25 protein-coding genes and 1 riboswitch are annotated in these 25,788 nt (G+C 46.4%); of the genes, 23 read left to right on the top strand and 2 right to left on the bottom strand.

Features of this window, described 5'->3' with window-relative positions; all coding sequences use genetic code 11:
• Positions 1-2 precede the first annotated feature (2 nt).
• The 13 genes from AC1ECB_RS04455 to AC1ECB_RS04515 all read left to right on the top strand — a co-directional run bounded on the left by AC1ECB_RS04455 (position 3) and on the right by AC1ECB_RS04515 (position 15,654).
• Complete coding sequence (locus tag AC1ECB_RS04455; RefSeq protein ID WP_485667639.1) at positions 3-1,076, top strand: chorismate synthase; 1,074 nt, start codon at positions 3-5, stop codon at positions 1,074-1,076.
• Between the two features lie 39 nt (positions 1,077-1,115).
• Positions 1,116-1,628, top strand: a complete 513-nt coding sequence (locus AC1ECB_RS04460; RefSeq protein ID WP_485667640.1) for a hypothetical protein — start codon at positions 1,116-1,118, stop codon at positions 1,626-1,628.
• Positions 1,629-1,636: 8 nt separating this feature from the next.
• Entirely contained in the window at positions 1,637-2,962 is a 1,326-nt protein-coding gene (locus AC1ECB_RS04465; protein ID WP_485667641.1) for a type II secretion system protein GspD, read from the top strand.
• Positions 2,963-2,989: 27 nt separating this feature from the next.
• Entirely contained in the window at positions 2,990-3,517 is a 528-nt protein-coding gene (locus AC1ECB_RS04470; RefSeq protein WP_485667642.1) for a shikimate kinase, read from the top strand.
• A complete protein-coding gene (aroB, locus tag AC1ECB_RS04475) occupies positions 3,504-4,586 on the top strand; it encodes a 3-dehydroquinate synthase (RefSeq protein WP_485667643.1) in 1,083 nt (360 codons plus the stop codon). The genes AC1ECB_RS04470 and aroB overlap by 14 nt, the downstream gene beginning before the upstream one ends.
• 305 nt (positions 4,587-4,891) lie before the next feature.
• Positions 4,892-7,321, top strand: coding sequence for an ATP-binding protein (locus tag AC1ECB_RS04480; protein WP_485667644.1), 2,430 nt, complete (start codon positions 4,892-4,894; stop codon positions 7,319-7,321).
• Positions 7,305-7,940 (top strand): response regulator, encoded by a 636-nt coding sequence (locus tag AC1ECB_RS04485; protein WP_485667645.1) that lies wholly within the window; start codon positions 7,305-7,307, stop codon positions 7,938-7,940. Before AC1ECB_RS04480 ends, AC1ECB_RS04485 begins: the two co-directional genes overlap by 17 nt.
• A 171-nt stretch (positions 7,941-8,111) precedes the next feature.
• Positions 8,112-8,525 (top strand): hypothetical protein, encoded by a 414-nt coding sequence (locus AC1ECB_RS04490; protein WP_485667646.1) that lies wholly within the window; start codon positions 8,112-8,114, stop codon positions 8,523-8,525.
• 56 nt (positions 8,526-8,581) lie between these two features.
• A complete protein-coding gene (locus tag AC1ECB_RS04495; RefSeq protein WP_485667647.1) occupies positions 8,582-9,682 on the top strand; it encodes an XAC2610-related protein in 1,101 nt (366 codons plus the stop codon).
• A 271-nt stretch (positions 9,683-9,953) separates the two neighbouring features.
• Positions 9,954-10,382, top strand: coding sequence for a DUF1036 domain-containing protein (locus AC1ECB_RS04500; protein WP_485667648.1), 429 nt, complete (start codon positions 9,954-9,956; stop codon positions 10,380-10,382).
• Between the two features lie 53 nt (positions 10,383-10,435).
• Positions 10,436-10,870, top strand: a complete 435-nt coding sequence (locus AC1ECB_RS04505; protein WP_485667649.1) for a DUF1036 domain-containing protein — start codon at positions 10,436-10,438, stop codon at positions 10,868-10,870.
• A 558-nt stretch (positions 10,871-11,428) separates the two neighbouring features.
• Positions 11,429-12,565 carry an efflux RND transporter periplasmic adaptor subunit gene (locus tag AC1ECB_RS04510; RefSeq protein ID WP_485667650.1) on the top strand — a complete coding sequence of 379 codons (1,137 nt, stop codon included), beginning with the start codon at positions 11,429-11,431 and terminating at the stop codon, positions 12,563-12,565.
• Positions 12,562-15,654 (top strand): efflux RND transporter permease subunit, encoded by a 3,093-nt coding sequence (locus tag AC1ECB_RS04515; protein WP_485667651.1) that lies wholly within the window; start codon positions 12,562-12,564, stop codon positions 15,652-15,654. Before AC1ECB_RS04510 ends, AC1ECB_RS04515 begins: the two co-directional genes overlap by 4 nt.
• Before the next feature lie 21 nt (positions 15,655-15,675).
• Here the strand turns inward: AC1ECB_RS04515 and AC1ECB_RS04520 are convergent, their stop codons facing one another.
• On the bottom strand, positions 15,676-15,960 hold the full coding sequence (locus AC1ECB_RS04520) for a CC/Se motif family (seleno)protein (protein ID WP_485667652.1): 285 nt from the start codon (positions 15,958-15,960) through the stop codon (positions 15,676-15,678).
• Between the two features lie 185 nt (positions 15,961-16,145).
• On the opposite strand from AC1ECB_RS04520, the gene AC1ECB_RS04525 reads away from it, so the two are divergent.
• From AC1ECB_RS04525 to folE2, 5 genes are all read left to right on the top strand, one after another.
• Positions 16,146-16,604 (top strand): hypothetical protein, encoded by a 459-nt coding sequence (locus AC1ECB_RS04525; protein WP_485667653.1) that lies wholly within the window; start codon positions 16,146-16,148, stop codon positions 16,602-16,604.
• Between the two features lie 190 nt (positions 16,605-16,794).
• Positions 16,795-17,547 carry a nickel pincer cofactor biosynthesis protein LarB gene (gene larB, locus AC1ECB_RS04530; protein ID WP_485667654.1) on the top strand — a complete coding sequence of 251 codons (753 nt, stop codon included), beginning with the start codon at positions 16,795-16,797 and terminating at the stop codon, positions 17,545-17,547.
• 10 nt (positions 17,548-17,557) lie between these two features.
• Positions 17,558-18,766 carry a nickel pincer cofactor biosynthesis protein LarC gene (gene larC, locus AC1ECB_RS04535; protein ID WP_485667655.1) on the top strand — a complete coding sequence of 403 codons (1,209 nt, stop codon included), beginning with the start codon at positions 17,558-17,560 and terminating at the stop codon, positions 18,764-18,766.
• Between the two features lie 197 nt (positions 18,767-18,963).
• Positions 18,964-20,043 (top strand): HD-GYP domain-containing protein, encoded by a 1,080-nt coding sequence (locus AC1ECB_RS04540; protein ID WP_485667656.1) that lies wholly within the window; start codon positions 18,964-18,966, stop codon positions 20,041-20,043.
• Positions 20,044-20,175: 132 nt separating this feature from the next.
• On the top strand, positions 20,176-20,964 hold the full coding sequence (gene folE2, locus AC1ECB_RS04545; protein ID WP_485669278.1) for a GTP cyclohydrolase FolE2: 789 nt from the start codon (positions 20,176-20,178) through the stop codon (positions 20,962-20,964).
• A 55-nt stretch (positions 20,965-21,019) separates the two neighbouring features.
• Here folE2 and AC1ECB_RS04550 read toward each other — a convergent pair whose 3' ends face one another.
• Positions 21,020-21,331 carry a hypothetical protein gene (locus AC1ECB_RS04550; RefSeq protein WP_485667657.1) on the bottom strand — a complete coding sequence of 104 codons (312 nt, stop codon included), beginning with the start codon at positions 21,329-21,331 and terminating at the stop codon, positions 21,020-21,022.
• A 132-nt stretch (positions 21,332-21,463) separates the two neighbouring features.
• Between AC1ECB_RS04550 and AC1ECB_RS04555 the strand changes: the two genes are divergently transcribed.
• The 5 genes from AC1ECB_RS04555 to cobM all read left to right on the top strand — a co-directional run bounded on the left by AC1ECB_RS04555 (position 21,464) and on the right by cobM (position 25,787).
• Positions 21,464-22,324: a ChbG/HpnK family deacetylase gene (locus tag AC1ECB_RS04555; protein ID WP_485667658.1), complete on the top strand. Its 861-nt coding sequence runs from the start codon at positions 21,464-21,466 to the stop codon at positions 22,322-22,324.
• Positions 22,325-22,420: 96 nt separating this feature from the next.
• Positions 22,421-22,592: riboswitch (cobalamin riboswitch) on the top strand.
• A gap of 117 nt (positions 22,593-22,709) precedes the next feature.
• Positions 22,710-23,804, top strand: coding sequence for a cobalt-precorrin-5B (C(1))-methyltransferase CbiD (cbiD, locus tag AC1ECB_RS04560; protein WP_485669279.1), 1,095 nt, complete (start codon positions 22,710-22,712; stop codon positions 23,802-23,804).
• Positions 23,783-24,415, top strand: coding sequence for a precorrin-6y C5,15-methyltransferase (decarboxylating) subunit CbiE (gene cbiE / locus AC1ECB_RS04565; RefSeq protein WP_485667659.1), 633 nt, complete (start codon positions 23,783-23,785; stop codon positions 24,413-24,415). Before cbiD ends, cbiE begins: the two co-directional genes overlap by 22 nt.
• Entirely contained in the window at positions 24,412-24,987 is a 576-nt protein-coding gene (gene cbiT, locus AC1ECB_RS04570; RefSeq protein ID WP_485667660.1) for a precorrin-6Y C5,15-methyltransferase (decarboxylating) subunit CbiT, read from the top strand. The genes cbiE and cbiT overlap by 4 nt, the downstream gene beginning before the upstream one ends.
• Before the next feature lie 44 nt (positions 24,988-25,031).
• A complete protein-coding gene (gene cobM / locus AC1ECB_RS04575) occupies positions 25,032-25,787 on the top strand; it encodes a precorrin-4 C(11)-methyltransferase (protein ID WP_485667661.1) in 756 nt (251 codons plus the stop codon).
• The last annotated feature ends 1 nt before the right edge of the window (position 25,788 follow it).

The raw sequence follows: 25,788 nt of genomic DNA on the forward strand, positions 1-25,788 counted from the left end.
GCATGTTTAGATTTCTCACAGCTGGTGAATCACACGGACCGGCGCTTACCGCTATTATTGAAGGTATTCCTGCCGGCTTACAATTAGATTATGACCAAATAAATGCGGACATGGCGCGCAGACAACAGGGGTTTGGCCGGGGTGGCCGCATGAAGATTGAAAAAGACAAAGCCGAAATAACATCAGGTGTACGGTTTGGCAGTACGTTAGGCAGTCCTCTTACAATGGTGATATCTAACCGTGACTGGGAGAATTGGCAGGATCGAATGGCTGTATTTGGCCAGTCGCAGGGAGCTGAGATAACTGCACCCCGCCCGGGACATGCTGATTTGCCGGGTGTTTTAAAATACCAGCGGCAAGATATCCGGGATATTCTGGAACGGGCCAGTGCCCGTGAAACTGCCGCCCGTGTGGCTGTAGGAGCGATCGCCAAACAGGTTATTGCTGTGGCTGGTATTACCATAACATCTAGCGTCTTAAATATTGGCGGTGCGCAAACTGAGACGGAAATGATCGAAGCGATTGCCAAGGCTAAGACGGCCGGCGATTCCCTTGGCGGCATATTTCAGGTTATGGCTTCCCCGGTTATGCCTGGATTAGGTAGTCATGTGCAGTGGGATCGGCGTCTGGATACCCGTTTGGCGGCTGCAGTTATGTCTATTCAAGCCATTAAGGGGGTAGAATTTGGGGCCGGATTTGCCTATGCCAATTTGCCTGGCAGTCAGGTGCATGATGAAATATATTATGAAAGCAAGCAGGGATATTATCGCCGTACTAATAATGCCGGTGGTATTGAAGGCGGTATTAGTAATGGTGAGCCGATAATTCTCAAAGCGGTAATGAAGGCCATTCCGACATTGATGAAACCTCTTGCTACTGTAGATATAGCAGATAAAACAGCAATAAAGGCCAATACGGAGCGCAGCGATGTGTGTGCTGTTGCTGCTGCGGCCGTTGTTGCCGAAGCCATGGTGGCTATTGTGCTGGCTGAGTCCTTGCTCGAAAAATTTGGCGGTGACAGCATTGAGGACTTGCGGCTGGCGATCAATAGCTATAGAATACGAATTAACGAGTGAATAGCCATGTAGTGAGTTTTTTCGAAGAGAGGAGTATAAATGGTGGCGAGGTTTAACCTCCGGCAACATAGTGCTCGACTACTAATTATCTGTTGCTTGCTAGTAGCGGCACTAGGTTTTTTCTTCTGGGCGCCGGGGCTGATTGCGTCTTCAGGCAGTTATTCTGACACCGCTCAACAAGACAGTGTTTCACAAGAGATGCTTCAGCCAGTTATAGGCTATTCGGCACTGCCGGCGATGCGTGATCCGTTTGCCGTTCCCCAGGAATTTGAGCAAGTGGCATCTGTTCCGGCTTTATCGCCCCCGGCCAAGAATTACCCCAGTGTTCCCCACACTGGTTTGCCACCGTCTGCAATACCGGAAATCTCATTAGAACTTGTTGGTATAGTGAGCGGTGGCGGGCAAAAAGTGGCGATAATTAAAAGTGCCGGCAAGAGTGGTTCCTATCAAATCAAGGATTATCTTGGACCATATCAACTGCTGGCAGTGAGGGAAAGATCAGTTACTCTTGGGGGACCACAAGGTGAAAAAGTTTTGATTTTAGAAAGGTGAAATCTTCAATGCGCTGTCTGATAAAATCAATACTGGTAGCGTTGTGGATTTGTTCTTTTACTATAACCGGCGTTGCAGTGGCTAATCCCCAAGTAAATTTGAAGGTGATTAATGGCGAAGTACGGGATGTACTTACCGCGCTGGCGACTGTTGGCAAGGTAAATATGGTAATGGATGATTCGGTCAAAGGCACGATTACCATTCAACTTACGAATATTCCGTACGATCTGGCCTTAGATTTGGTGTGCAAGACCAAAGGGCTTACCTACCAGATTATTGATGGCGTTATGGTCGTAGGGGTTGCTGATCAAATCGGCAGAGGATTTGGTTCGGTACATATATTTAAACTGAAATTCATTAATCCGGATTCGGTGAAAGATACAATTTTTTCTATCTTATTTGGTGAGAAAAAAGGCGAGAAAGCAACAAAGACGGCGGTAAGCAGTGCCAATTCACAAAAGAGCACTATAGCTAGTGCGGCAGCAACTTCTGGTGAAGCAGCTAGCGAAAAATCAACAGAGTTAGACCGATTGACGATCGATTACGCAACAAATTCATTAGTTCTCTTTGGTACTGAGGCTGAGGCGGCACAGATCCAAAAATTATTGTCTGAACTAGACATACCCTATCAGCAGGTATCACTGGAAGCTGAGGTATTGGCAATTAGTAAAGAGAAAACAAAAGATTTGGGGATTGAATGGTCGTGGGAAGCAACACCGCAATATGCAGAGAGAACTATAGACGATAATGGAACTGTTACTGTTACCCGCACGGGTAGTAAGGGCGTAATTCAGTTTGGACGTAATCCGGAAGGAAATCCGTATGAGTTTTATTATCAGGCAACGATTAATGCTTTGGTAAGCAACGGTGATGCTAAGGTGCTGGCTAAACCTAAAGTTACCACGATCAATGGTAAACAGGCACAGATACTTATTGGTGATCGTATCCCGGTGCAGGTTCAAACATTGACAAATGGGATAACAACAACCAGTACCGAGTATATAGATGCTGGTATCAAATTGATTTATACGCCCCGGATTAATGCTGATGGGTTAATAACGGTAGCTGTCCGTACAGAAGTTAGCAGTGCAACACTAGTGTCTGATATAAAGGCTTATAAGATTACTACTCGTCAGGCTGAGACCACGGTACGGCTAAAAGATGGCGAAACCATGGTAATTGGTGGTTTAATTGGGTCTACAGCCAATGAAGCTAGAAAGGCAGTACCGTTTTTTAGCGACTTACCAATAATTGGGGCTCTATTTAAGAATTTTAACAAATCCCAAAACGATACAGAAGTGGTCATTTTTCTTACTCCACGTATCGTAAAATAGCTATGCTTTACTATTTTGGAGGAACAAGTGAAAAACATAGTTTTAATAGGTTTCATGGGTACAGGTAAGACCAGTACCGGACGGTTATTAGCAGGACGCCTTAACCGCCCATTTATTGATGTTGATAAAAAGATTGAGCAAGAAACAGGATTGGCCATTAGTGATATTTTTCAGCTTTATGGGGAAGACCATTTTCGCCAAATAGAACGGGAGGTTATTTCCCGCGTGGCCCGTTATACCAATACGGTTATTGCTACCGGTGGCGGGGTGGTGCTCAAACAGGAGAATATGGTTAGACTCAAAAATACCGGTGTAATTATTTCGCTTATGGCCTCACTGGAAATTATTTTAGAGAGAACAGCGCGACCTGGTATTCGGCCATTGCTAGACTGTGAAGACCGAGCTGAGCGGGTAGCCAAACTTTTTCAGGATAGGGCCAGTCTGTACATGAAAGCTGACTATACAATCGACACCAGTTGTATGTCGCCACAGCAGGTGACAGAGAGAATTATTGTATTTCTTAGGGAAGGGGGGCATTTGCGTGGCCGAAGTTAACGTCAATCTGGATGCACACAGCTATACCATTCATATCACTACTGGTGGTATCAGCTTGGTAGGTGAGCTGATGTGTACGCTATCATTAGGGAATAAGATTCTTATTGTGACAGATGACAATGTCTGTCCACTTTATGCGGCTACACTGTCTCGCAGTTTGGTGGCCGCGGGTTTTAATCCTACTGTTTTAGCTGTAACGCCAGGAGAAAGCTCAAAGTCACTTACTACGGCAAATATCGTCTTTACAGAGGCTATCGCTAGCGGGCTTGATCGTAAGTCGGCTATTATTGCGCTAGGTGGCGGTGTTGTTGGTGACTTGGCTGGCTTTGTGGCGGCAAGTTATTTGCGCGGTGTGCCATTTATTCAAGTACCGACGACATTACTGGCGCAGGTTGATTCAAGCGTTGGTGGTAAAACAGCCGTTAACCATGAGTTGGGAAAAAATTTAATTGGCGCTTTCTACCAGCCCCGTATGGTAGTTATTGATCCGCAGGTTTTAGACACACTCAATGACCGGGAATTGAAGGCAGGTTTGGCTGAAGTTGTCAAATACGGCGTTATTGCTGATGGTGATTTCTTTACTTACTTACAAGACAATGCTTCAGCACTACTAGCGCGTGACCCGGTGGTGCTCACACGCGTTATTGGTAAGTGCTGTCAGCTTAAAGCCGATATTGTTGCCCAAGATGAGCGGGAGAGTTCGCTGCGTATGATCTTGAATTTTGGCCACACGATTGGACATGCCATCGAGGCCGAGGGTGGGTATTCTGAGTATAATCATGGTGAAGGTGTAGCTATAGGAATGCATGCGGCCGCACTTATCAGTCAGCATATCGGACTGTGTGAACAAAGTCAGGTAACTGCTCTGAAAAAACTGCTTAACCGGCTGGATTTACCACTTACAGCACCAGGTTACCATCCAGAGCAACTGCTCAGTTATTTGGTCAGAGATAAGAAAGTGGTTAATGGCAAGATTAATTGGGTGTTAATGTCCAGAATTGGTCATGTGGAAATAACCCAGGAAGTTACAGAGGATGCTATTAAGGCTGTATTAGAGCAGGTTACATAGTTATCAACTACCATAAGAAATGAGATTGTTTCGCAGTACATCTTCACAATGACTATATTAGGGTAATATAGTCTCCTATGCTCATTAAACGTGCTTAATAAGGATAAGGGAAAAGTAAGACTGCTGTGTTGAACGGAAAGAGGCAACGCAGCAGTCTTTTTTCTGGTATTTTGCAATCTGTAAAGGAAATTGATTGGCAGGGAATATATACGGATTGAGTTATACTAGTACTTTGCTTTCTTTTAAACAGCATGGTATAATTTCCCTTAAAAAGGAGAACTTATCGCTGTACTCGGAGGTGCCAGATGAAGCGTTTGCTGAAAAAATTAATAAATCCTTTTTTTCGGCCTGAACTGGATTTTCGCGTACGGCTGTTTAACCTGCTCGCCATGGCCGGCACCATCAACAGTCTGCTGGCGGTAGTATTCTCGCTGCTGGTCGTCGGCGGCTCCCAGATGGCTGTACTCAATTTGTTTATTGCCGGACTTTCCTTCGGGCTGCTTTACTATTCCTACACCAGCGGACAATACCAGCGGTGTTATTTGATCACCATTTTCCTTATCTTCTTTGTGGGATTTACCTTTTTATTTTTTTCCGGCGGAGGATATCGAAGCGGTCTTCCTTCGTTCTTCATTTTTGGTATCATATTTACCGTATTTATGCTGGAAGGCCGGCGGATGATTGCCGTCGCTGTTTTGGAACTGCTGTTTTACGTCGGACTTTGTGTTTATGGCTATTATGCACCTGGGCATATTGTCTGGATTGAGACCGAGGGGCAGTTTCTCGCAGATGTCATCGTATGCTTTGTTTCTGTCAGCGTGGCGCTGGGTATCACCATGCACCTCAGCTTCCGCATGTATAACAGCCAGCAGCGGCAGCTGGAGCAGGCCCGGGAGGAGGCTATCCGGGCTAATCAGGCGAAAAGCATGTTTCTTGCCAGTATGAGCCACGAGATCCGCACTCCCATCAATATCATGCTGGGCATGAACGAGATGGTTTTGCGGGAACAGCCCTCCCGGGCGGTTGCCGGTTATATCGCTTGCTCGCAGGATGCCGGTCAAATGCTCCTGTCTCTCATCAACGATATTCTGGATGTTTCCAAAATCGAGTCCGGCAAAATGGAGCTTTTAGAGGAAGCTTATTATACCGATGACCTGGTGCAGCGGCTGATTCAATTGGGCCGGGAACAATCGAAAAAAAAAGGCCTCTCCTTTTCCTCCGAGGTTTCCGGGCTGCCGGTTATGCTTTGGGGGGATACCCTGCATATTCGTCAGATTGTCGCCAATTTTTTGAGCAATGCCGTGAAATACACCGAGGCTGGTTCAGTCAGGCTTGCCCTTACTGCCAAGGAAATGCCCGGAGGGGAAGGCATTTTGCTTTCCGTTGCGGTGACCGATACGGGAATAGGCATCCGGTCGGAAAACCTTGACTCCGTCTTTGAAGCCTTTACCCGCAGCGAAGCGGTCCGGAACCTTAAAATCGAAGGCACCGGGCTGGGGCTTGCCATTGTCAGGAATTTGGTGAACCTGATGGGAGGCCGTCTGTTGGTGCAAAGCGAATATGGCAGCGGCAGCACCTTTACGGCTGAAATTCCCCAGCGTTACGCCGCCGGGATGGCTGACTGTACTCTCAGGTCTATTGCGCCGCTGGCCGAACAGAGCTTTTTCGCCCCGCAGGGACGAATCCTTGTCGTGGATGACAATGAGGGGAATTTGGGCGTGATAAAAGCCCTGCTGGCCCGGACCCTGCTGCAAATCGACACTGCGCTGAGCGGTCGGCAATGCCTTGAGCAGGTATGTCAAAGCCATTATCATGTTATTGTGCTGGATTATATGATGCCGGAACTGGACGGAATTGAAACCTTGCACAGGCTGCGGCAAATGAACTGTCACATTCCTGTCATTGCCCTGACGGCCGATGTTACCGCTGGGACGTGCCAGAAGCTCCTAACCGCAGGGTTTGCCGACTATCTCTCCAAACCTGTATCCTGGGCTAGACTGGAACAGAGCCTGCTCTCCTATTTGCCAGAACAGCTGGTGACGCGCACCAACGTAAACGTTGGGAACGCCTGCCCGGATGCGGCGGAGCAATTTCGGCAGCAGTTGAAAAAATATGATATTTCTTTGGAAACCGGGCTTCAGTTTCTGAGTCAGAGCCTGTCCCAGTACATAATCGTTTCCGGGATATTCCTCACCCACACCCGGCAGACCGCAGACCTTCTGACCCGGCTTGCCGTGAAGAATGATCTTACGGCACTTTCCCATTTGGCTCATTCGCTCAAAACTCTGGCCCGCCTCGTCGGGGCCGGGGAACTTTCCGCTCTTGCCCGGCGGATCGAACAAAAGTGCTCTTCCGGGGAAGCTGGATACATACGAACCGCACTGCCGCTCTTTTGCCATGAACTGGCGGCGACCCGTCAGGGACTTGCGCAGTTTCTGCAACAGACCAAAGGTGTGGTCGCCGCCGGTGAGTCACCATCCTCCCCGCTTCCTTCTATGAATTTTGCAGCGCTGACTGCCCTGGCGCAGACCCGCATTGCCGGCTATCACTGCACGGAAAGCCAGCAGGCGCTGATGTTGCTGCTCTCGTTGGAGCAGGACCAGGGCTGCAGGCTGCTGCTGGAGCAGGCTCTTACTGCCGTGGATAATCTTAGCTTTGAGGACGCGGAGGTCCTATTTGGGCAATTCTGCAATGCACGAAGGAAGGAGGCGGTGTCCCATGCATCAGAGAAGTAAGATCTTTGTGGTGGACGACGACATCATGCTGCTGAAGGTTATGGAGGAACTGTTGAAGGAGTATTACGAAGTGAGCCTTGCCAAATCGGGGCCGCAGGCCGTGCGCTTCCTGGAAAAGGGCGGCAGCCCGGATCTGATTCTGCTGGACATCGACATGCCGGATATGGATGGTTTTGAAACCTTGCTGCAGCTGCGCGCCGTAAACGCCAAAACAGAGGTACCTGTTATTTACCTGACCGGCATTGTGAGCCCGGACAGCGAGGCTTACGGCCTGCGGCTGGGTGCTATGGATTACATTAAAAAGCCTGTGGTGAAGGATGTTTTGCTGGCCCGCATTTCCCTTCAACTCAACCATGCACAAAGACGCTGTCAGTTGGATATGCTGCGGGAGAACCAGACAGGCATCGGCGGTTTGCAGCCCGATAAGCTGCTTACCATGCAGCAGCGTCTGACTAAAACCGAATTTGCCGTGGCCACGCTGGTGGCGCAGGGGTATACCAACGAAGAAATCAGCCGGCTGCTAAATTACTCCCCCGCCTATATAAAAAAAGTGGTGTCCCGGGTATTCGACCGGCTGGACATCGGAAAACGCAGTGAGGTAAAGCTTTTTTTTACCTGACGGCGGTATATGTGAATAGTGCTTTAACAAGTAAAAACGCACAAGTTTTCCGTCGCTAAGAGGAAAATTTGTGCGTTTTTTACTGACGCAAAAGGATACTTTTCGGGGCTATTGTGGATATTCCTTTTCGGTGTATAGTGGTGTAGATAGGAGGAGAAGGGAGGTTTCTTTTTGACTGGGAGGACCTCATACGAACCTATGTACAGCCGTTTTTTATACGGGAATGCGATTCTCCGGGAGGTTCGGCCAGACGAAGCCGGTGGCACGCTGCTGCTTACAGTCCTGTACGCCGAACGAGAATTGCAGACCATCGTGTATCGTGGCATGTACGCCGGCCAATTCGGTTCCGCCCAGGTCGGCGCGCGGATTCTTATGGCGGAAGAGGTTTCCCTGTGTATTTTGAATGAACCTTGCCATCGGCAGGCCGCTGCACGGCTTTTTCCCTCCTGGGACATTGTGACGCCGGAATTTCTTTTTTTACTGCAGCGGATGGGCAACAGGCTGTACCGGCATTACCTTGACAGCCAGCCGGAATGCATGGTCATTGCCCGCGATATTTGGATTAATCCCCAGACCGGGGGCTGAACCGGGACAGGGAAGTAAATTCGTTTCAGCAGAGCTGAAAAAAAGGAGTGGAGCCAATGCGTTTTCTATTCATGGCGGCACTGTGGGCGATTGTCCTGCCGGTTTTTTGCGCTAGCCTGCCACTGGTGCAGGCGTGTGAGGAAGGCAGCCTTGCCGTAGGAAAGGACGCACCCCGCGTAAACTGGACGATTACGCCTGACAAGATCGCTGTTTATACCGCCGGACCGGCCAGCAGGTTGCTGCAGGAAATTCCGTATGATGCCGCCTTGCTGCCCGAACTTGATAACAGCGAGCGGGTTACGCCGGAGGATATGAATTTTGACGGTTATACAGATTTAAAAATCACGGCGATGCAGGGCAATGCCAACGTGTATTATCACTGCTGGCTGTGGGATCAAAAACGACAAGAGTTCGTTTTCCATAAGGGCTTGAGCAACCTTGCGTCACCTGTATTTGATTCCAGTGCTAAGACCGTGCATTCTTTTACCCATGTGAGCGCCACCGACAGTGTGGAGGCAACCTATACTTTCCTTCGCAGCGGTAAGCTTAGCCCCTTGCAAATCATTGAGCAGGCATATGACAAAGACGGGAATTTAATAATAGCCAGACAGTATAGCCTGGATAAAAAAGGCAAGAAACACTTGGTGTGTGAACAGGTAGTTCTTCAGGAACAGGGGGAATTGAAAGCCGAAGATCAAGAATTGGATTTCATGCCCTTTCCCAACGCAACGGTTTACAAATCGGTGCAGGGTTTTTCCCTCCTTTTGCCTGAGGGCGCCGTCGCCAGGGATACTACTGACGGCGTGAAAGTTACGGCCGGAAAGTGGTTTGTTTTTGTGAACCGGTTGGGGAACGCCGTCGATAATCTGGCTGACCGGGCGGTTCAGACCGAACTGGAAGAAAAGGCATTGTGCGAAGAGCCTCTGAGTCGGGGAAAAATAGAATGGGCCTATTCGACCGACCAAACGACACTAAACGGGTATGATTTTTATCGCAGGCCGTTCACCGGCGTGCTTGACGGCGTACCGGTCGATAGGGGCACATTTTACTATGCTAATATCAACGGCAAGCATTACAGAGTGGTCAGCGCTCAGTTGACAGGTATCAGCGACGGTATTATCCTGGTTAAAATGCTGAACACACTTGATGTCGAGTGAACTTATTTCAACAAAGCTGAAACATCGGGGGTTTAGGTGGAGAGTCTACTCCACCTAAACTGACGTCGCTTATAGACAGGCTGCGACAGGCAAAAAAGCCGGGCGGTGGAAGCTAAACTACTGCCGGAAAAGGCCATTTTGACCGATGCCCCCGATATTCCTGTCGGCGACTTTCTACCGGGAAAAGTCGGTGTAACGGCCTGAACGGGAGGCGGGAGCCGGTCGCCAGACAGGCAAACTGCGAAAAACTTATATGGAGGAGGTGAGTTGAATGGGAAATAAAGCATGCAAAATCCTGTTCGGTTTATTCATCCTGCTGGCGGTGGCTGTTGCTCCGCAACCAGCGGCAGCCATCGGCATCAGTCTCGAAAATCCTTACGGTCAAACCTTATGGACAGCCATCGTATATTTTGAGGACTCGTCCGGTAAGTGGGTAACCAGAGGCTGGTACAAAGTCGCCCCCAATAGTACCCGGAAACTGGATTTTTCCTCGTCAACCAAGAAAAATTCCGTGTATATCCATGCTCACACCAGCGAAGCGTCCTGGGGAGGCAGCGAAAATTCGATCAAGCGGACGGTGATAAAAGAAGCTTTTAAATACTACGATGGCGAACCCTGCCCGCCGGGCAGCAATCGCCGGCAGGTGCACCTTGACCGGTGGTATGTGGAAAATAGCGGCATAGTTTACTGGCGGCCATGAGGATGCCGGATCAGGTTTCAGCGGTTTTAAATTTAGTGAAGAGGTGACATATAATGAAAAAAAACGTATCTAAAGCAATCCTGGGTTTATTCCTTTTACTGGCGGTCATCATTCCGCAGCCGGCGGCAGCCTTCGATATCTTCGTCGAAAACCCTTATAGTCAGACCATGTGGACTGCCCTCGTATACTATGAGGATGCGGCCGGCAAATGGGTAACCAGAGGTTGGTACAAGATTGAAGCCAACAGCACCCGGCACCTGGAATTTCCCAGCTCCACCCAGAGGACCTTCCTCTATCTTCATGCCCATACCAGCGATGCGTCCTGGGGCGGCATCGGCGAAGACGCAATAAAACGGACGGTCATTAAAGAAAGCTTCAAATATTATGACGGCGAAACCTGCCCGCCAGGCGGCAACCGCCGCAAGGTATCCTTCGACCGCCTGTATATGGAAAATGAAAGTACCGGCACGTTTTCCTGGGCGCCGTGAGGAAGATAAGACTACAAGCTGGATACGCGAGTCTGCCAAAGCCAAAGCCCTGTTTATCTTAGCGTTTGAGTTAAGACTCCCGCCTCTATAGGCGGCGTTAGTTCAGGTAGAATAGACTCTCCACCAGAACCCCGATGTTTCAGCAAAGCTGAAACGGGTTCATTGATGGGTATCTGCCGGGAGGCCGCTGTAAACACAGGCGGGCCTCCCGGTATGTTTCCAAGCCGCTGTGATGGTACAGTAAACACAACATGGAAGTAAGGCGGATTGAGGATATGGACGCGGCGGATTTCAGATTTCATACAAGCATGCCGGTCGATTTTGAGACAGCTTATTACTATGACATTGGCAGTAGGCTGGCAACTGCCGCCTTAAAAGATTAACAGATCATTTCTGCGTAGGCCGGAAAACAACAGTCACATTTAAATGTTAGGGCTGCTTTTAAAGCAGCCCATTTTGGGTTGTCTGAATGTCCCATAATTTATTTTATAAAGGCAGGAGAGAGTGGGGGTTTGTCGAATAAAAAGTGGGTATCAAAAAAATTGGAGGAATGAGCAGGTGGCAAGCAGGAAGAGAAGAGCAATTATCCTTGTATCTGTTATTGCAATAGTCTTGGCTGGAATTGTCGGCTACCGAATTTATAGTAATACACAAGCAAATAAAGAGCGGGCTGCGCGGGCGTCCCAGGGGCAGGTGGTTACTGTTGAAGTAGCAGCTATAACCAGACGGGATATTACGCCGGTTTTAACCTTTTCTGCTAGTCTTGAGCCGATATGGAGTGCAGATATTTCCAGTAAAGTGGACGGACGTATCGAACAACTTACGGTTGATGAAGGCGATACCGTTTCAGATGGTATGACAATAGCTATCCTGGACATGGGGGAGCTTTCGGCCCAGGTAGTTCAGGCTGAGGGGAATTTATTCCAGGCCAAAGCCAATCTTGAACAAACCGAACTTGATCTTAGGCGAATGGAATCGCTTGCCAGTCAGGGCGCTATCTCAGAACAAACCCTTGATTCGGCCAGGACTAAACGGGATTTGGCTGCTGGTCAAGTTCGCGCGGCTGAGGGGGCACTAGCCTTATATGATAGCAAACTTACAGGTGCTACGATAAATTCACCGCGGAGCGGGGTAGTTGTTAAACGCTATTTGCAATCAGGTTATTATGCCAAAGCAGGTACGGCTATTGTTAGCGTTGCTGATATTACCACGCTTTTGGCAAAAGCTACTGTTGGCGAGGCCGAGATTGCAAAGCTGACGCTGGGCGCTGCTGTTAAAGTAAGGATCGATGCTTTAGGCGGGCAGGAGTTTATTGGTACAATTACCCGTCTTTCGCCGGTAGCAGCTATGCCTTCGCGGACATTTATTGCGGAAATATCGATTCCTAATCCGCAAAGCATTTTGAAGGCAGGTATGTTTGCTAAGGTTGAGGTTCCTATTCAGATCCATGCACAGGCGCTGGTGGTGCCGGAAATAGCACTGGTAATGAAGGAGGATATCAAAACAGTTTTTGTACTTACGGCTGACAACAAAGTGCAGCAGCGTGCGCTTAAGCTGGGATCTGTTGGCGGTGGCTGGGCTGAGGTGCTTGATGGTGTTAAAGACGGTGAGCAAATCGTTATTGCCGGCCAAAATAAACTGAGAGATGGTTCAATGGTCAAACTGGGGGCGCCTGGGGAGGCTGGCAGTAAATGATTGATATTTTTATCAAGCGCCCGGTATTTACTACCATGCTGGTTATGCTGCTGGTAGTATTCGGTCTTAATTCGTATCCAAGTCTGGGTGTTGATCTTTATCCTGATGTGGAATTTCCCATCGTATTAGTAAATATTACTTATACAGGTGCTTCACCGGAAGAGATGGAAAGTCTTATTACGAAACCAATTGAAGATGCTGTAAGCTCAGTTGCGGGGATAAAGACGCTATCTTCTGTGTCCCGGGAAGGGGTATCCCAGACGACCATTGAGTTTGAATTGGGTACAAACCCCAAAATGGCCGCCAATGATGTGCGCGAGAAAGTCGCCGGTGTCCGGAAGCGCCTGCCTGATGAAATTGATGAACCGGTAGTACAGCGCTTTGACATCACCGCTCAGTCGATTCTCAGCTTTAGTTTAGCCTCAGAGACGCGGTCGCGGGGAGAAATCCGTAAAATTGCTGAAGATATTGTTAAAGATCAGATCCAACAGGTAGAAGGGGTCGCTGAGGTCAGTATTTATGGGGCAGCCCTGAGAGAAATACAGATATTGGCTGATCCGTCTAAACTTGAAGCTTATGGTGTTTCATTGCAGCAATTAATTGATGTGGTTAATAATAATAATGTCAATACGCCGGGTGGGCATGTTAAGGAACAGGGTATTGAGCTAACCGTTAGAACTATTGGTAAATATAAAAGTGTTGATGAGATTAAAAGCATTGTTGTTCTCAATCAGCAAGGTCGTTTAGTGCGCCTGCAGGATGTGGCCAGTGTAACAGATACCTGGGCAGAAGAACGAACTTATGCGGCAACCAATGGTGTACCAAGTGTAATTATTAGTATTCAGAAGCAGTCAGGTACCAACACGGTAGGGGTTGCTGAAAAAGTAAAACAGTCGATGCAGCAGTTAGAGCAAAATGTGTTGCCTCCGGATATGAAAGTGACCAAAGTACGGGACAATTCTGTTTATATTAGAGACAGCGTTGATGATGTCATGGTGTCGATGGTGTTTGGCGGTTTGTTGGCGGTGGCGATTACCTTCCTGTTTTTGCGTAATACGCGAGCTACGATAATAGGTGCTATTGCCATTCCGACTTCGATTATATCGACCTTCTTTTTGATGAAGGTCATGAATTTTACCCTTAACAACATGTCACTGATGGGGCTTAGTCTGGCTGTGGGAATTCTTATTGACGATGCTATCGTTGTTGTTGAAAATATTTTCCGTCACATGGAGCAAGGCAAAAGCCCGATGTCGGCAGCCCGCGACGGCACGAAAGAGATTTCTCTGGCTGTTCTGGCGACAACCTTCTCAATTCTTGCCGTATTTGTGCCTGTAGGTACCATGGGCGAGATTATCGGTCAGTATTTTAAACAGTTTGGCTTAACGATAGCTTTTGCTGTAGCCTTTTCTCTATTTGTAGCCTTTACGCTTACGCCAATGTTGTCGGCGTATTGGTTAAAAACCGGTCAGGCAGGACAAGGCCTACGGATAGGCTGGCTGGAGTTGATACTGGATAAGTGGGAGCAGGGCTTTGAAGCTTTTCGCCGTTACTACCGGGAAGTGTTGTATTGGGCGCTGCAGCGACCGAAAAAACTGGTAGCACTGGCTATCCTATCGCTGCTGCTTAATGCATTATTATTGCCTTTCTTAGGTTCCGAGTTTCAGCCTACCTATGACTCAGGCGAATTTAATATCAATCTGATAGCACCATCAGGAACGTCCATTGAGCGGAATAAAGAATTAGTGGCTCAGGTTGAAAAAGAGGTTATGGCTATTCCTGAATTAGAATCAGCCTACCTGGTTGTTGGTGCCAATCGTCAGGTGTACCGTTCGCTGATTGGTGTACGGTTGATTGATTCAGGCAAGCGATCTCGTTCTATGATGCAGATTATGGATTCACTTCGCAGCAAGTTTCGCAATATTAATGGGTTGAAAGTAAATGTATCAACAGGTCAAAGCACGGGTAAGGGTGATTCTCGTCCAGTGCAAATTGCTTTACGCGGGCCGGAATTAGATGTGCTGAATATGTATGCAAATACACTGGCTGACAAGATAAAACAAATTCCCGGTACAACTGATGTTGACATATCCAGTGAGCAGTCAGAACCAGAGGTACAGGTGAAACTTGATCCAGCCCGGTTGGGTGATGTTGGACTTGACGCGACAACTGCCGGTAATGCTGTGCAAACTGCCTTTTTGGGTGACACTGCCAAAAACCAATATAATGTGGCTGACAGTGATTACGATATCCGGGTGCAGCTGAAGCAGTCCAATCGGCTGAGCTTAGAGGATGTGGCAAATCTGCGAATTAGTGGCAAAAATGGTTTCGTGCGCTTGGGTGATATTGCCGAAGTTAAGTTGTCGTCAGGTCCGACTCAGGTCGATCGTGAGGACCGTCAACGTCAGGTAATTGTCTATGCCAATGCGGTAGGAGCTTCGTCCGGGGAGGTAATTAATACAGTAAAAGAGCTTATCCCCGGTCTTAATTTACCAATGGGTTATACCCATAAGCTGGTAGGGCAGGCACAAATGATGGAAAACTCGTTTAAAGAAATTTCCAAAGCACTATTATTGGCAGTAATCCTTATTTACATGGTATTAGCGGCAGAGTTTGAAAGCTTTATTCATCCGCTGATAATTATGTTATCATTACCATTTTCTTTGATTGGAGCGATAGTGGGGTTGTTAATTATGGGCAGTACTGTTAACATGATGTCTCTGATTGGCGTGATTATGCTGATGGGTCTGGTAACCAAAAATGCTATCTTGCTGGTTGATTATACTAATCAGCTCAGACTGCAGGGAATGCCTGTTGTTGATGCGCTGGTAGAGGCCGGGTCAGTACGACTGCGTCCCATTTTAATGACAACAATGGCGATGATTTTTGGCATGGCACCGATTGCACTCGGTATTGGTGCAGGTGCTGAAATTCGTTCATCAATGGGGATAGCGTTAATTGGTGGTTTAATAACATCAACCTTCCTGACTTTGGTCATTATCCCGCTGGTATATTTGCTTGTTGATAGACTGCAAAATTATTTTAGGCCAGTTAAACTGGATATAACAGAAAGAAGCCCTAGCGAGTAATGCTAGGGCTTCTTCCTGTTGTTATGCTAATGACCAGCCTTCAATAACCAGTTTTTTGAATCCAAAAAAATTACTAAGAGTAATGGTCAGCGGTATTGCAGGCAGCTCATGCGGGATATAAACCATAATTCCCTGAATTTCTTCGCAACTGTAGTTGTGAGGGTCATGTGGTTGCCCGAGGCGTACAGACGGGCTTTCACGGATATCAATGCAGCAGCTAATAACCGGAAATAGTTCAAGATAGACCGGTTTGCCGTGGGACTTAATATATGCAAGCGCCTTGTTCGTTATTGTAAGCATTGCCATTAAAGGAGCCTCCTTTACTAGTTTGCTACACAACTATTCGGTAGTAAGGGTGAATATCCTCCTCACGTAGAGAGTTTTAAAAAGCAAACTCTGCGGCGGCTTGCTGTTTGATAGTGACATAATATTTGGAAACTGAATAGTATACATTGTAATGTGTGAGATGCGCCGGCTTAGGGGGGATGATATTGTTTAACCGGACAGAAGCCGTGAATAATCTACTGGCATTGATGAGACTGCAAAATAGTTATATTCATGAGTTAAACAAGCTAATATATGCCGCCGCTACTGATTTGACGCTGGCTAACAATCATGAATTCACCATGTTTGTTGATAATTTTTTCGAATTTGCTCATTATCATTATAACAGTGAAGGCTACAGCCAAGCTGCGCAGTTGGTGCAGATCTACCATTATATTTTATTGGAGCGATTGCTGGATAGTCAGGTTTTAGTTGCTGCTGAACAAATGGAACTTGCCATTGGCCATCTGGAGATGGCTGTTCGGGAGATGCAGGCTAGGTTTCATCCACAAATAATTCTGCTAAATCAGGGGATTCTACTAATGGAAGAGACTCAGTTAAAGATTATTGAGAGTCTGGAAGAACTTTTGGAACGATCTCAGCCTGTTCCCAAATTGCAGAATTAGAAAAAAGTTTGTGAAAAACAGGATTTTTACTATGGCTATGGAATAGTTTAAAGACATAATGCCCGTAGAGGACATTATGTCTTTATGCTATTATATAACAGCGAGTAATTCTAAAAGAAGAACGATGACTTTATTGCCATTAGGGCGCAGAGATGCTATTATGCAAAAAGGAAGGTTTCGAGGTGTAGTAATGGATATAGATTATGTGAGTCGCCTGTTTGAGGAGTTTAAGGCAGGCGATCTGACACTTGACGAAGCTCTGGACAAGCTAAAAATACTGCCTTATGAAGATTTGGAATTTGCTAAGCTGGATCATCATCGATTGTTGCGCCAGGGGTTTGCTGAGGTTGTTTTTTGTCAGGGGAAAACAGTGGAGCAGGTACAAGCTATTATGGAAAGGCTGGCTAGGTATAATCACAGTATTTTGGCGACAAGGGCTACTAAACAGATGTATGATGCGGTAAAGCAAGTCGTGACTGACGCCCGGTATCATGAATTGGCACGGCTTATTACTGTTGAACGGCAGAAACCGCCGGTAGATAAGGAACGGTTTATTTTGGTTATGAGTGCCGGAACCAGCGATATTCCGGTAGCTGAGGAAGCTGCCATTACTGCTGAAATGATGGGCAATGAAGTGAAAAGGGTGTATGATGTTGGAGTGGCGGGTATTCACCGGTTGCTTGATCAGCACCAGTTGATTGAACAAGCCAATGTACTTGTGGTGGTAGCCGGCATGGAAGGTGCGCTGGCAAGTGTTATCGGTGGTTTGGCAGCCAAACCGGTTATTGCGGTGCCGACAAGTATTGGTTATGGCGCAAGTTTCGGTGGCCTGGCGGCTTTGTTAAGTATGCTTAATAGCTGTGCAGCCGGAGTGGCTGTTGTTAATATTGATAATGGCTTTGGCGCAGGCCGGATGGCCAGTATGATTAACCACATGAGGTGAGTATATACAAATGGATATAAAATGTAATGCCATTTATCTTGATTGTTTTGCCGGTATTAGTGGCAACATGCTGCTTGGAGCCTTGCTTGATGCCGGTGCGCCAGCAGAATTGTTGCGGGCTGAACTGGCCAAACTGGCAGTAACAGGGTATCGGTTGAACTTGTCAAGGGTTGATAAGGGTGGTATAAACGCCTTTTACCTGGATGTTCAGGTCGATGAAGCAGTACAAGAACATCGTAATTTAGCTGATATAATTGCTATTATTGAACAGTCCACCCTCAAACCTGCTGTAAAGGAAAGCAGTAAAGCTATATTTACTCGTTTGGCTCAGGCTGAAGCCAAAGTCCATGGTATGCCGCTTAATGAAATTCATTTTCATGAAGTTGGCGCAGTAGATTCCATTGTTGATATTGTTGGTATTGCGTGGGCTCTTGATTATCTCCATATTGAACATATATATGCTTCGCGACTTCGTGTTGGCAGTGGTTTCGTTACGTGCTGTCATGGGCTTATTCCTGTCCCGGCACCGGCTACTGCCGAACTGTTGCATGGCATTCCCTATTATCCGGGTGATATTGAAAAGGAACTGGTAACGCCGACTGGAGCCGCTGTTTTAGCAACACTTGGTACTGGTTTTGGCAGCATGCCGGTCGGTTTTATTAGCAGCAAAATTGGGTATGGTGCCGGTACCTGGAATATTGCTATCCCTAACGTATTGCGCCTCTATTTAGGTGAGGTAACAGCCACTAGCAAAAATAGGCAAGATGAGAATCCAAAAGATGAACAATTTTTGGTAATTGAGACCAATATTGACGACCAAACTCCCGAAATCTATGGGTATATAATGGATAGATTATTTGCCGCTGGTGCCTTGGATGTCTGGCTAACCCCCATTATTATGAAAAAGAATCGGCCGGCAACCAAATTGTCGGTACTGGCTGCTCCAGATTGTCAAAATAAGGTCGCAGAAATAATCTTGCAGGAAACAACATCGATTGGTATGCGCTGTTATCCGGTAGCAAGAACGATGGCTGACCGTGAATTTATTGTTATCGGATTACCCTGGGGGGATGTCAGAGTGAAAGTCAGTTCTTATCAGGGCAAAATATGCAATGTTGCGCCTGAATACGAGGATTGTCGAAAAATTGCGGCGAAGTCGGGAATACCGCTTAAGGTAGTCCAGCAGCTGGCATTAAAAGAAGCCATGTCAATTTGTTAAAGATATTTATGTTATGGATAAATTAAGTATGAAAAGATGAATTAAGTCAAGTTTATAGGCTGTATTTTAAGAGTTTTGAGCAGATATAAAGGAATTTACCCTTTGTTAGCAGGAAAAACTGAAAATATGTAAAATTATAATTGTTAATATTGTAACTTTCATAATTAAATAAATGGCTCGCAGGGGAGGGAAGAAGCGTGGCGGTAAGGTATTGTATCAAACCATATTCGCTGAGTGAGGCAAAACCTGGCATGGAAATTGGACGGATGGTACTAACCCCAGAGGACAAGGTTATTTTAAGTGAAGGTACAATTCTCACAGACAGTATGCTGCACGGCTTGGAATTTTGGAATATTACCACAGTATTTATTAAAGAAGCATTGCCATCTGAGCCAGGTATTGATTTTTCTATTCCTGAAACTGTTGTCCGGAAAAAGTTCTATGCAGATTATGATAATACTGTCAGTGTTGTGAAGGAAGCCTTTGCCAAAACTCGTTTTTTTCAAGAGGTTCCGCTGGATGCCATGAAGGAGTTGGCTAGTAATGCGATTGAACCGTTGATTAATTCGCCTGGTGTAATTAATCATGTAAATTTGGTGCGCCGACAGGACGATTACACCTTTCATCACTCTGTTAATGTAGCCATTATATGCGGAGTAATGGGTAAGTGGCTTGGGTATACAGGTGCAGAATGGAAGGACTTGATACTAGCCGGATTGCTTCATGATATCGGTAAAACCCAAATCCCACTTGAAATATTAAATAAACCAGGCAAGCTTACGTCTGACGAGATGGAGATTATGCAGCTTCACACAACCAGGGGATATAAACTGCTGTCCACGAAGCAGGGGATTCCAAACGGCGTAATTCATGGAATTCTCCAGCATCATGAACGGTTTGACGGCAGTGGCTATCCTCTTGCCGTTTATGGCGATCAAATTCATCGATATGCGCGAATTATTGCGGTTGCCGACATATATGATGCTATGACTTCGGATCGCGTTTATCATCGTAAAATCTCACCATTTGCAGTAGTCGGAATGATTGTTGAGGAAATGTTTCAAAAGCTTGATCCTGAGATTGGTGCAATTTTTTTAAATAATGTTCGTGATTATTTTATCGGCAATATTGTTGAATTAAGTGATGGCCGCCAAGCGGAAGTAATTTATTTGGGACAATTTATGGCATCACGGCCAATAGTAGTTACTGAGGATAAGGAATATATTGATTTAGAATGTAACAAAACGTTGCGAATTGTGAAAATCGCTAGAGCCTAACTAATATTAATGCGATAAGGGGAGTATATTTCTTAGCTATGCTGAGGCAGGCCGGATTGATCCTATTTTGTATCATACTAGGAGTGAACAATTATGAGGCAAACTACCCAGGGACGTAGTTCTAATAGCACAATTAAAGATGTCCAAAATAGCTGTGACGAACGTGGTATTGCAATTCAAAAAGTTGGAGTCAGTGATGTGCATCTGCCGTTTTTAATAAAAACTAAAAGCGGTTCCTTTCAAAGTGTTTTAGCCAAAATTAAGCTTACCGTTGATTTGCCGCAAGAGTTCAAAGGGACACACATGAGCCGGTTTATTGAAATTCTTAGCGATTGGAGTCAAAAACCGGTGTCCTACCGGGAAATTGAGTATATGTTGACAGACACAATTGACCGTTTGCAGGCCAAAAGAGCGCATATTGATATTAATTTTAAATATTTCATCGAAAAGATGGCACCAGTGAGTGGCTTTAAAAGCATGCTGGATTATGATTGTGTATTTTCAGGTAACTTAGTGCATGGCGGGCATTTGGACTTGATGTTTGGTATTACGGTACCATTTACCTCACTATGTCCCTGTAGTAAGGAGATATCGCAATATGGGGCGCATAACCAGCGGGGGATTATGAAGGCGAAGATTAAACAACAGCCGGGAAAGTTTATCTGGATTGAAGATTTGGCAGCAATGATGGAAGAACAAGGAAGTTGTCAGGTATATCCTTTGTTAAAGCGCGGGGATGAAAAATATGTTACGGAAAAGGCCTATGAAAATCCTAAATTTGTTGAAGATGTACTCAGGGACTTAGTCTTAACGTTGCGTAAGATTGATGGTATTGAATGGTTTGAAATTGAGTGTGAAAACTATGAATCTATTCATAACCATAGCGCCTATGCCTCGCATATTGAGTGTGTAGAAAGCTAATAAAGCGGCGCCGGACTCCAGTAGGCTAGTCCGGCGCCGCATTTGGGTTTTGGGACTATTCAGCGGAATAGTCACCATTTGCGTCATATTTGGCAGTTAAGGTTTGGTTGGCCATAGCGCTTTTCGAATTGGTCGCTGAGGTAGTGCTGCTGCTTGTTTGCGATTGTTTAGCAAGTTGGCTTAACTTGTTCATATCTGCAGAGGTAGCCGAAGCTGTGCCGGAAGTAGCGGAACTAGCGGAACTAGCGGATGTTCCGGACATTCCGGAGGCTTTGCTGGAGTAATCGTTATTTGCATCCATCTTGGCAGTCAAGGTACCATATTCGCTTTTGCTTGCTGCTTGTTTGCTTTGTTTGGATTGTTCCATAATGTGATTACCTCCCTGAATTTTAATTTGGCCATGTGACCAATATTAGTATCAGAAAACATATATCAAGTCATACCAGGGATTTTTTGCCCAATAGCAATTCATATAAAAAATCCCAGTTGAGGTTATAATATGAAACAGTTAATTGTGAATGCAGATGATTTTGGGTTACATAAAAACATTAATCTTGGCATTATCGAAGGGCATATCCGAGGCTGTATTACGAGTACTTCACTTATGGCCGGTGGACCTGCATTTAATCATGCGGCAGCGTTAGCTGCCGAACATCCGCAATTGGGGATTGGTGCTCATCTTACACTTGTGGGTGGAATGTCGGTAACTGATCCGGGGTCTATTCCTTCCTTAGTTGATACTGAGGGGATGTTGTGTACCAGTTATCCGGCATTTTTGAAAAAGTTTTGTTTGGCAGGTATTTGCTTAGACGATGTGCGCCGTGAACTAACGGCACAGGTTAAAAGAATATTGTCGGCTGGCATTACGATTACTCATCTTGACAGCCATCAGCACCTGCATGTGGTGCCGGGGATTCTTGATATTGTGCTAAGTATTGCCAAAGAATTTAATATCAGGGCTATACGGATACCGGCTGAATCGCTGGTGTTCTTAGGTGGTTTTAAACCGGGAGCAGGCAGGATAATTGGCCGCTCCGGTCTTAGTATTTTGGCTGGTATGGCTCGTTTTAAGGCGCGACAGGCTGGTTTAGCGGCACCGGATCATTTCTATGGAATGGTAGCGGGCGGCAGTATGGAGGAAAAGTTACTACTTACTATTATTGATAATCTGTCTGAGGGCATAACAGAAGTTATGGTTCATCCTGGCTTAGATGAGGTTGCTCTCAATAGCGTATTTAACTGGCAATACCATTGGCAGCAGGAACTGAGTGCAATTACTAGCTGCCGGGTTGTTCAGCGTTTGGAACAAGAGAATATTAAACTCGTGTCATTTGCCGGGATGAATAACAGTAAAGGGTGATTGCTATAATTTAAATTAAAATATTTAATTTTGATAATTATCGTCTTGCTAGCAGGAAAAGAGCCAATTATATGGAATAATACCACTAACATAATTTGATAGTGTAAGGGAATGGGTGCTTTGTGCTTAATAGGGAAGTCCGGTGTAATACCGGCACGGTCCCGCCACTGTAATGGGGATGCTTCCTAAATTTGCCACTGGGAAACCGGGAAGGCTTAGGGCGGCGATGAACCAGAGTCAGGAGACCTGCCTGTTCTAACACACGCCGCTAGGACCTACGGAAGATAGGCAGGTGTGGGTACAATAATCAGGCAAAATGCATATATTGTTTGGTGTTATACCCCCTGCTAAGGGGGTTTTTCTATTGTCTGATATACCAATACCAATGCGCAAAGGAATAACTACCGGGACTTGTGCGGCCGCAGCTGCCAAAGCGGCAGTACTGGCCTGGCAAGGTCAGCAGGCTGCAGTCGTTGAAGTAATTTCACCGCAGGGCATAACACTGACAGCGCCGATTGCTGCCAGTCATGCGCTTGCTAATGGCGGTATTGGCTGGGTAATTAAGGATGCCGGCGATGATCCGGATATTACGAATGGGGTTAAAATTGTAGCGGAAGTAATTATAACCGATCAGCCGGGAATTATGATCAAGGCCGGTGAGGGTGTCGGTACGGTGACAAAACCGGGTCTGGCTATGCCGGTAGGAGAGCCGGCTGTAAACCCTGGACCGCGTATCATGATTACTAAGGCGGTTAACGATTGTTTGCCGCCAGGTAAAGGAGCTGTAGTTACTATTTCCGTTCCCAATGGGGAGACAATAGCTGCTAGAACGCTTAATCCAACGCTGGGAATAGTGGGCGGGTTATCCATTATTGGTACTACCGGGATTGTTGAACCCATGTCTGAAGAAGCCTTTAAAAATTCGCTGGTACCCCAAATTAGTGTGGTGCGGGCACTGGGATATGACGAAATCGTATTTGCCCCCGGAAAGATTGGACAGGATATTGCCGTTAATCGCTATGGTTTACCAGCTGAAACAGTTGTGCAAACAAGTAATTTTATCGGACATATGTTGGAAAATGCCGTGAAGTATGAAATGCGACGGGTGCTTTTATTTGGTCATCTGGGGAAAATCGGTAAAGTTTCGGCAGGAATATTCCATACGCATAATCGAATGGCTGATGCCCGGATGGAAACAATAGCTGCCTATATGGCCGTTAGCGGCGCACCGCAGGCAGCCATTGAAGAGGTGTTGTCTGCGACTACAACCGAAGCAGCTATGCCGATTATTGCCCGCTATAATATGAACAAGGTGTATAATTTATTGGCTGAAAGGGCCAGCAGCAGAGCCATGCGGTATGTGTTTGGTGATTTAACAGTGGGAACAGTTATTGTAACTTTAAAGGGAGAGATACTGGGGCTTGATCAGACGGCCCGGGAAATTGGAGGACATTTAGGATGGAATGTACCTATCGAATAATTGTTGTGGGTATTGGTCCCGGCTCGCCTGATTATCTGTTGCCAATAGCCAGCCGGACAATTACGGCGGCGGCTGTTTTGGTCGGTAGTCAACGGTCGCTTGATACCTTTGCGACGAATAATCAGGTTACCAGGGTGATTGACAAAGATATTACCGGTGTGCTTGATTTTATTGAACAGCAGTTTGCCAGTCAGGATGTAGTTGTTATGGTATCAGGTGATCCAGGGTTTTACAGTATGTTGACTGCACTGAGAAAGCGTTTTGCCGCTAAGCGCCTTACTGTTATTCCGGGAATTAGTTCAGTGCAGCTTGCTTTTGCGCGAGTGGCCGAGGTTTGGCAGGATGCGGCTTTAATCAGTATGCATGGCCGCAGGGCTGCTGACGATGTATTATGCTATCGCCCCGGATATAAGGTGGGGATATTAACAGATACTCAGCATAATCCGGCAACGATTGCCGGTATTCTATTAGCTCACGGTTGGCCGGTGACTGCTTGTGTGTGGCTATGCACCAATCTGTCCTATGATAATGAGGAAATAGTCAGTGCAACGTTGGCTGAGACAAGGTCAATTTCCGGGTTTGAACATAGTGTAATGGTGGTGAAGGCATGACACAGGGGCTAGGGATTCCAGACAGTCAGTTTATTCGGGGCAATATTCCGATGACCAAGCAGGAGATTAGGATATTAACCTTAGCAAAGGCTAATATTGGCGCTAATGATACTGTCATTGATATTGGTGCAGGTACCGGCTCATTGTCAATAGAAGCAGCTTTGCTAGCTAAACATGGCAAGGTATTTGCCATTGAACGTGAAGCAGAAGGTTTTGACTTAATCAAGGCTAATGCCGTTAAATTTAAAGTGGAAAATGTTGAGCCGATACTGGGAGCAGCCCCGGAGGCATTAGCAGGATTGCCGGCTGCTGATGTTATTTTAATTGGTGGCAGTGGCGGGAAATTGCCAGATATACTGGCTTGTGCCGACAAATTGCTTAAACCGGGTGGACGGTTGGTTGTAACAGCAGTTACAGTGGAAACGCTCTCTACTGCACTTCATATACTGAGAGAGAAAAAGGAATACAATGTCGATGCCTGCTCGGTGCAGGTAACCCGAATTCAATCAGTAGGTGCCAGTAATATGTTCAAGGCACTTAATCCGATATACATAATCGCGTGTAGTAAATAGGTTCAGGCTGGATGTAACAGCCTAAGAAGAAGGGAGATAGTAACATGAATGTCTTTTTCGTTGGAGCGGGTCCGGGCGACCCTGAATTAATCACTGTTAAAGGTCAGCGGCTTTTGGGACAGGCGGATATTATTATTTATGCTGGTTCATTGGTCAATCCAGCACTGCTGTCGCTGGCTAAAAATGGTGCTGCCATCTATAATAGCGCCTCTATGACCTTGGATGAAGTTATTGCTGTTATGGAACAAGGGGTTAAAGAAAACAAGTTGGTAGTCAGACTTCATACCGGAGATCCCAGCATTTATGGTGCTATCCAGGAACAGATGGATAAGCTGGCAGTCAAAGATATTACTTTTGAGGTTATCCCGGGTGTTAGCTCTTTTCTGGCTACCGCTGCTGCTTTAAAACAGGAATATACCTTACCCGATGTATCTCAGACGGTGATTATTACCCGGCTGGAAGGTCGTACGCCTGTACCTGAAAAAGAAAAGCTAATTAAGCTGGCCAGTCATGAGGCAACTATGTGCATCTTTTTGAGTGTGCATATGCTGGACGATGTGGTACAAGAGCTAATCGACGGTGGCTATACAAAGGAAACGCCGGTAGCGATTGTGCAAAAGGCGTCCTGGCCTGATCAGAAGATTTTTCGTGCTACCTTGGCTACAATTGCTCAGCTTGCTAAAGAAAATAACATTGACCGTACAGCTATGATTGTTGTTGGCAAGGTTTTAAGCACAGAGTATGCTTTATCCAGACTCTACGCCCCCGAATTTGGACATATGTTCAGGGAGGCCAAGTAGG

It is taken from the genome of Sporomusa sp. 246TCP1 (assembly GCF_057319775.1).

Excerpts from the sequence above, each read along its gene's own strand:
- AC1ECB_RS04455 (WP_485667639.1), top strand. The coding sequence starts at position 3 with ATGTTTAGATTTCTCACAGCTGGTGAATCACACGGACCGGCGCTTACC.
- AC1ECB_RS04515 (WP_485667651.1), top strand. The coding sequence starts at position 12,562 with ATGATTGATATTTTTATCAAGCGCCCGGTATTTACTACCATGCTGGTT.
- AC1ECB_RS04460 (WP_485667640.1), top strand. The coding sequence starts at position 1,116 with ATGGTGGCGAGGTTTAACCTCCGGCAACATAGTGCTCGACTACTAATT.
- AC1ECB_RS04520 (WP_485667652.1), bottom strand. The coding sequence starts at position 15,960 with ATGGCAATGCTTACAATAACGAACAAGGCGCTTGCATATATTAAGTCC.
- AC1ECB_RS04485 (WP_485667645.1), top strand. The coding sequence starts at position 7,305 with ATGCATCAGAGAAGTAAGATCTTTGTGGTGGACGACGACATCATGCTG.
- cobM (WP_485667661.1), top strand. The coding sequence starts at position 25,032 with ATGAATGTCTTTTTCGTTGGAGCGGGTCCGGGCGACCCTGAATTAATC.
- cbiT (WP_485667660.1), top strand. The coding sequence starts at position 24,412 with ATGACACAGGGGCTAGGGATTCCAGACAGTCAGTTTATTCGGGGCAAT.
- cbiD (WP_485669279.1), top strand. The coding sequence starts at position 22,710 with ATGCGCAAAGGAATAACTACCGGGACTTGTGCGGCCGCAGCTGCCAAA.
- AC1ECB_RS04555 (WP_485667658.1), top strand. The coding sequence starts at position 21,464 with ATGAAACAGTTAATTGTGAATGCAGATGATTTTGGGTTACATAAAAAC.
- AC1ECB_RS04500 (WP_485667648.1), top strand. The coding sequence starts at position 9,954 with ATGGGAAATAAAGCATGCAAAATCCTGTTCGGTTTATTCATCCTGCTG.
- AC1ECB_RS04505 (WP_485667649.1), top strand. The coding sequence starts at position 10,436 with ATGAAAAAAAACGTATCTAAAGCAATCCTGGGTTTATTCCTTTTACTG.
- AC1ECB_RS04465 (WP_485667641.1), top strand. The coding sequence starts at position 1,637 with ATGCGCTGTCTGATAAAATCAATACTGGTAGCGTTGTGGATTTGTTCT.
- larB (WP_485667654.1), top strand. The coding sequence starts at position 16,795 with ATGGATATAGATTATGTGAGTCGCCTGTTTGAGGAGTTTAAGGCAGGC.
- cbiE (WP_485667659.1), top strand. The coding sequence starts at position 23,783 with ATGGAATGTACCTATCGAATAATTGTTGTGGGTATTGGTCCCGGCTCG.
- larC (WP_485667655.1), top strand. The coding sequence starts at position 17,558 with ATGGATATAAAATGTAATGCCATTTATCTTGATTGTTTTGCCGGTATT.
- AC1ECB_RS04480 (WP_485667644.1), top strand. The coding sequence starts at position 4,892 with ATGAAGCGTTTGCTGAAAAAATTAATAAATCCTTTTTTTCGGCCTGAA.
- AC1ECB_RS04550 (WP_485667657.1), bottom strand. The coding sequence starts at position 21,331 with ATGGAACAATCCAAACAAAGCAAACAAGCAGCAAGCAAAAGCGAATAT.
- AC1ECB_RS04495 (WP_485667647.1), top strand. The coding sequence starts at position 8,582 with ATGCGTTTTCTATTCATGGCGGCACTGTGGGCGATTGTCCTGCCGGTT.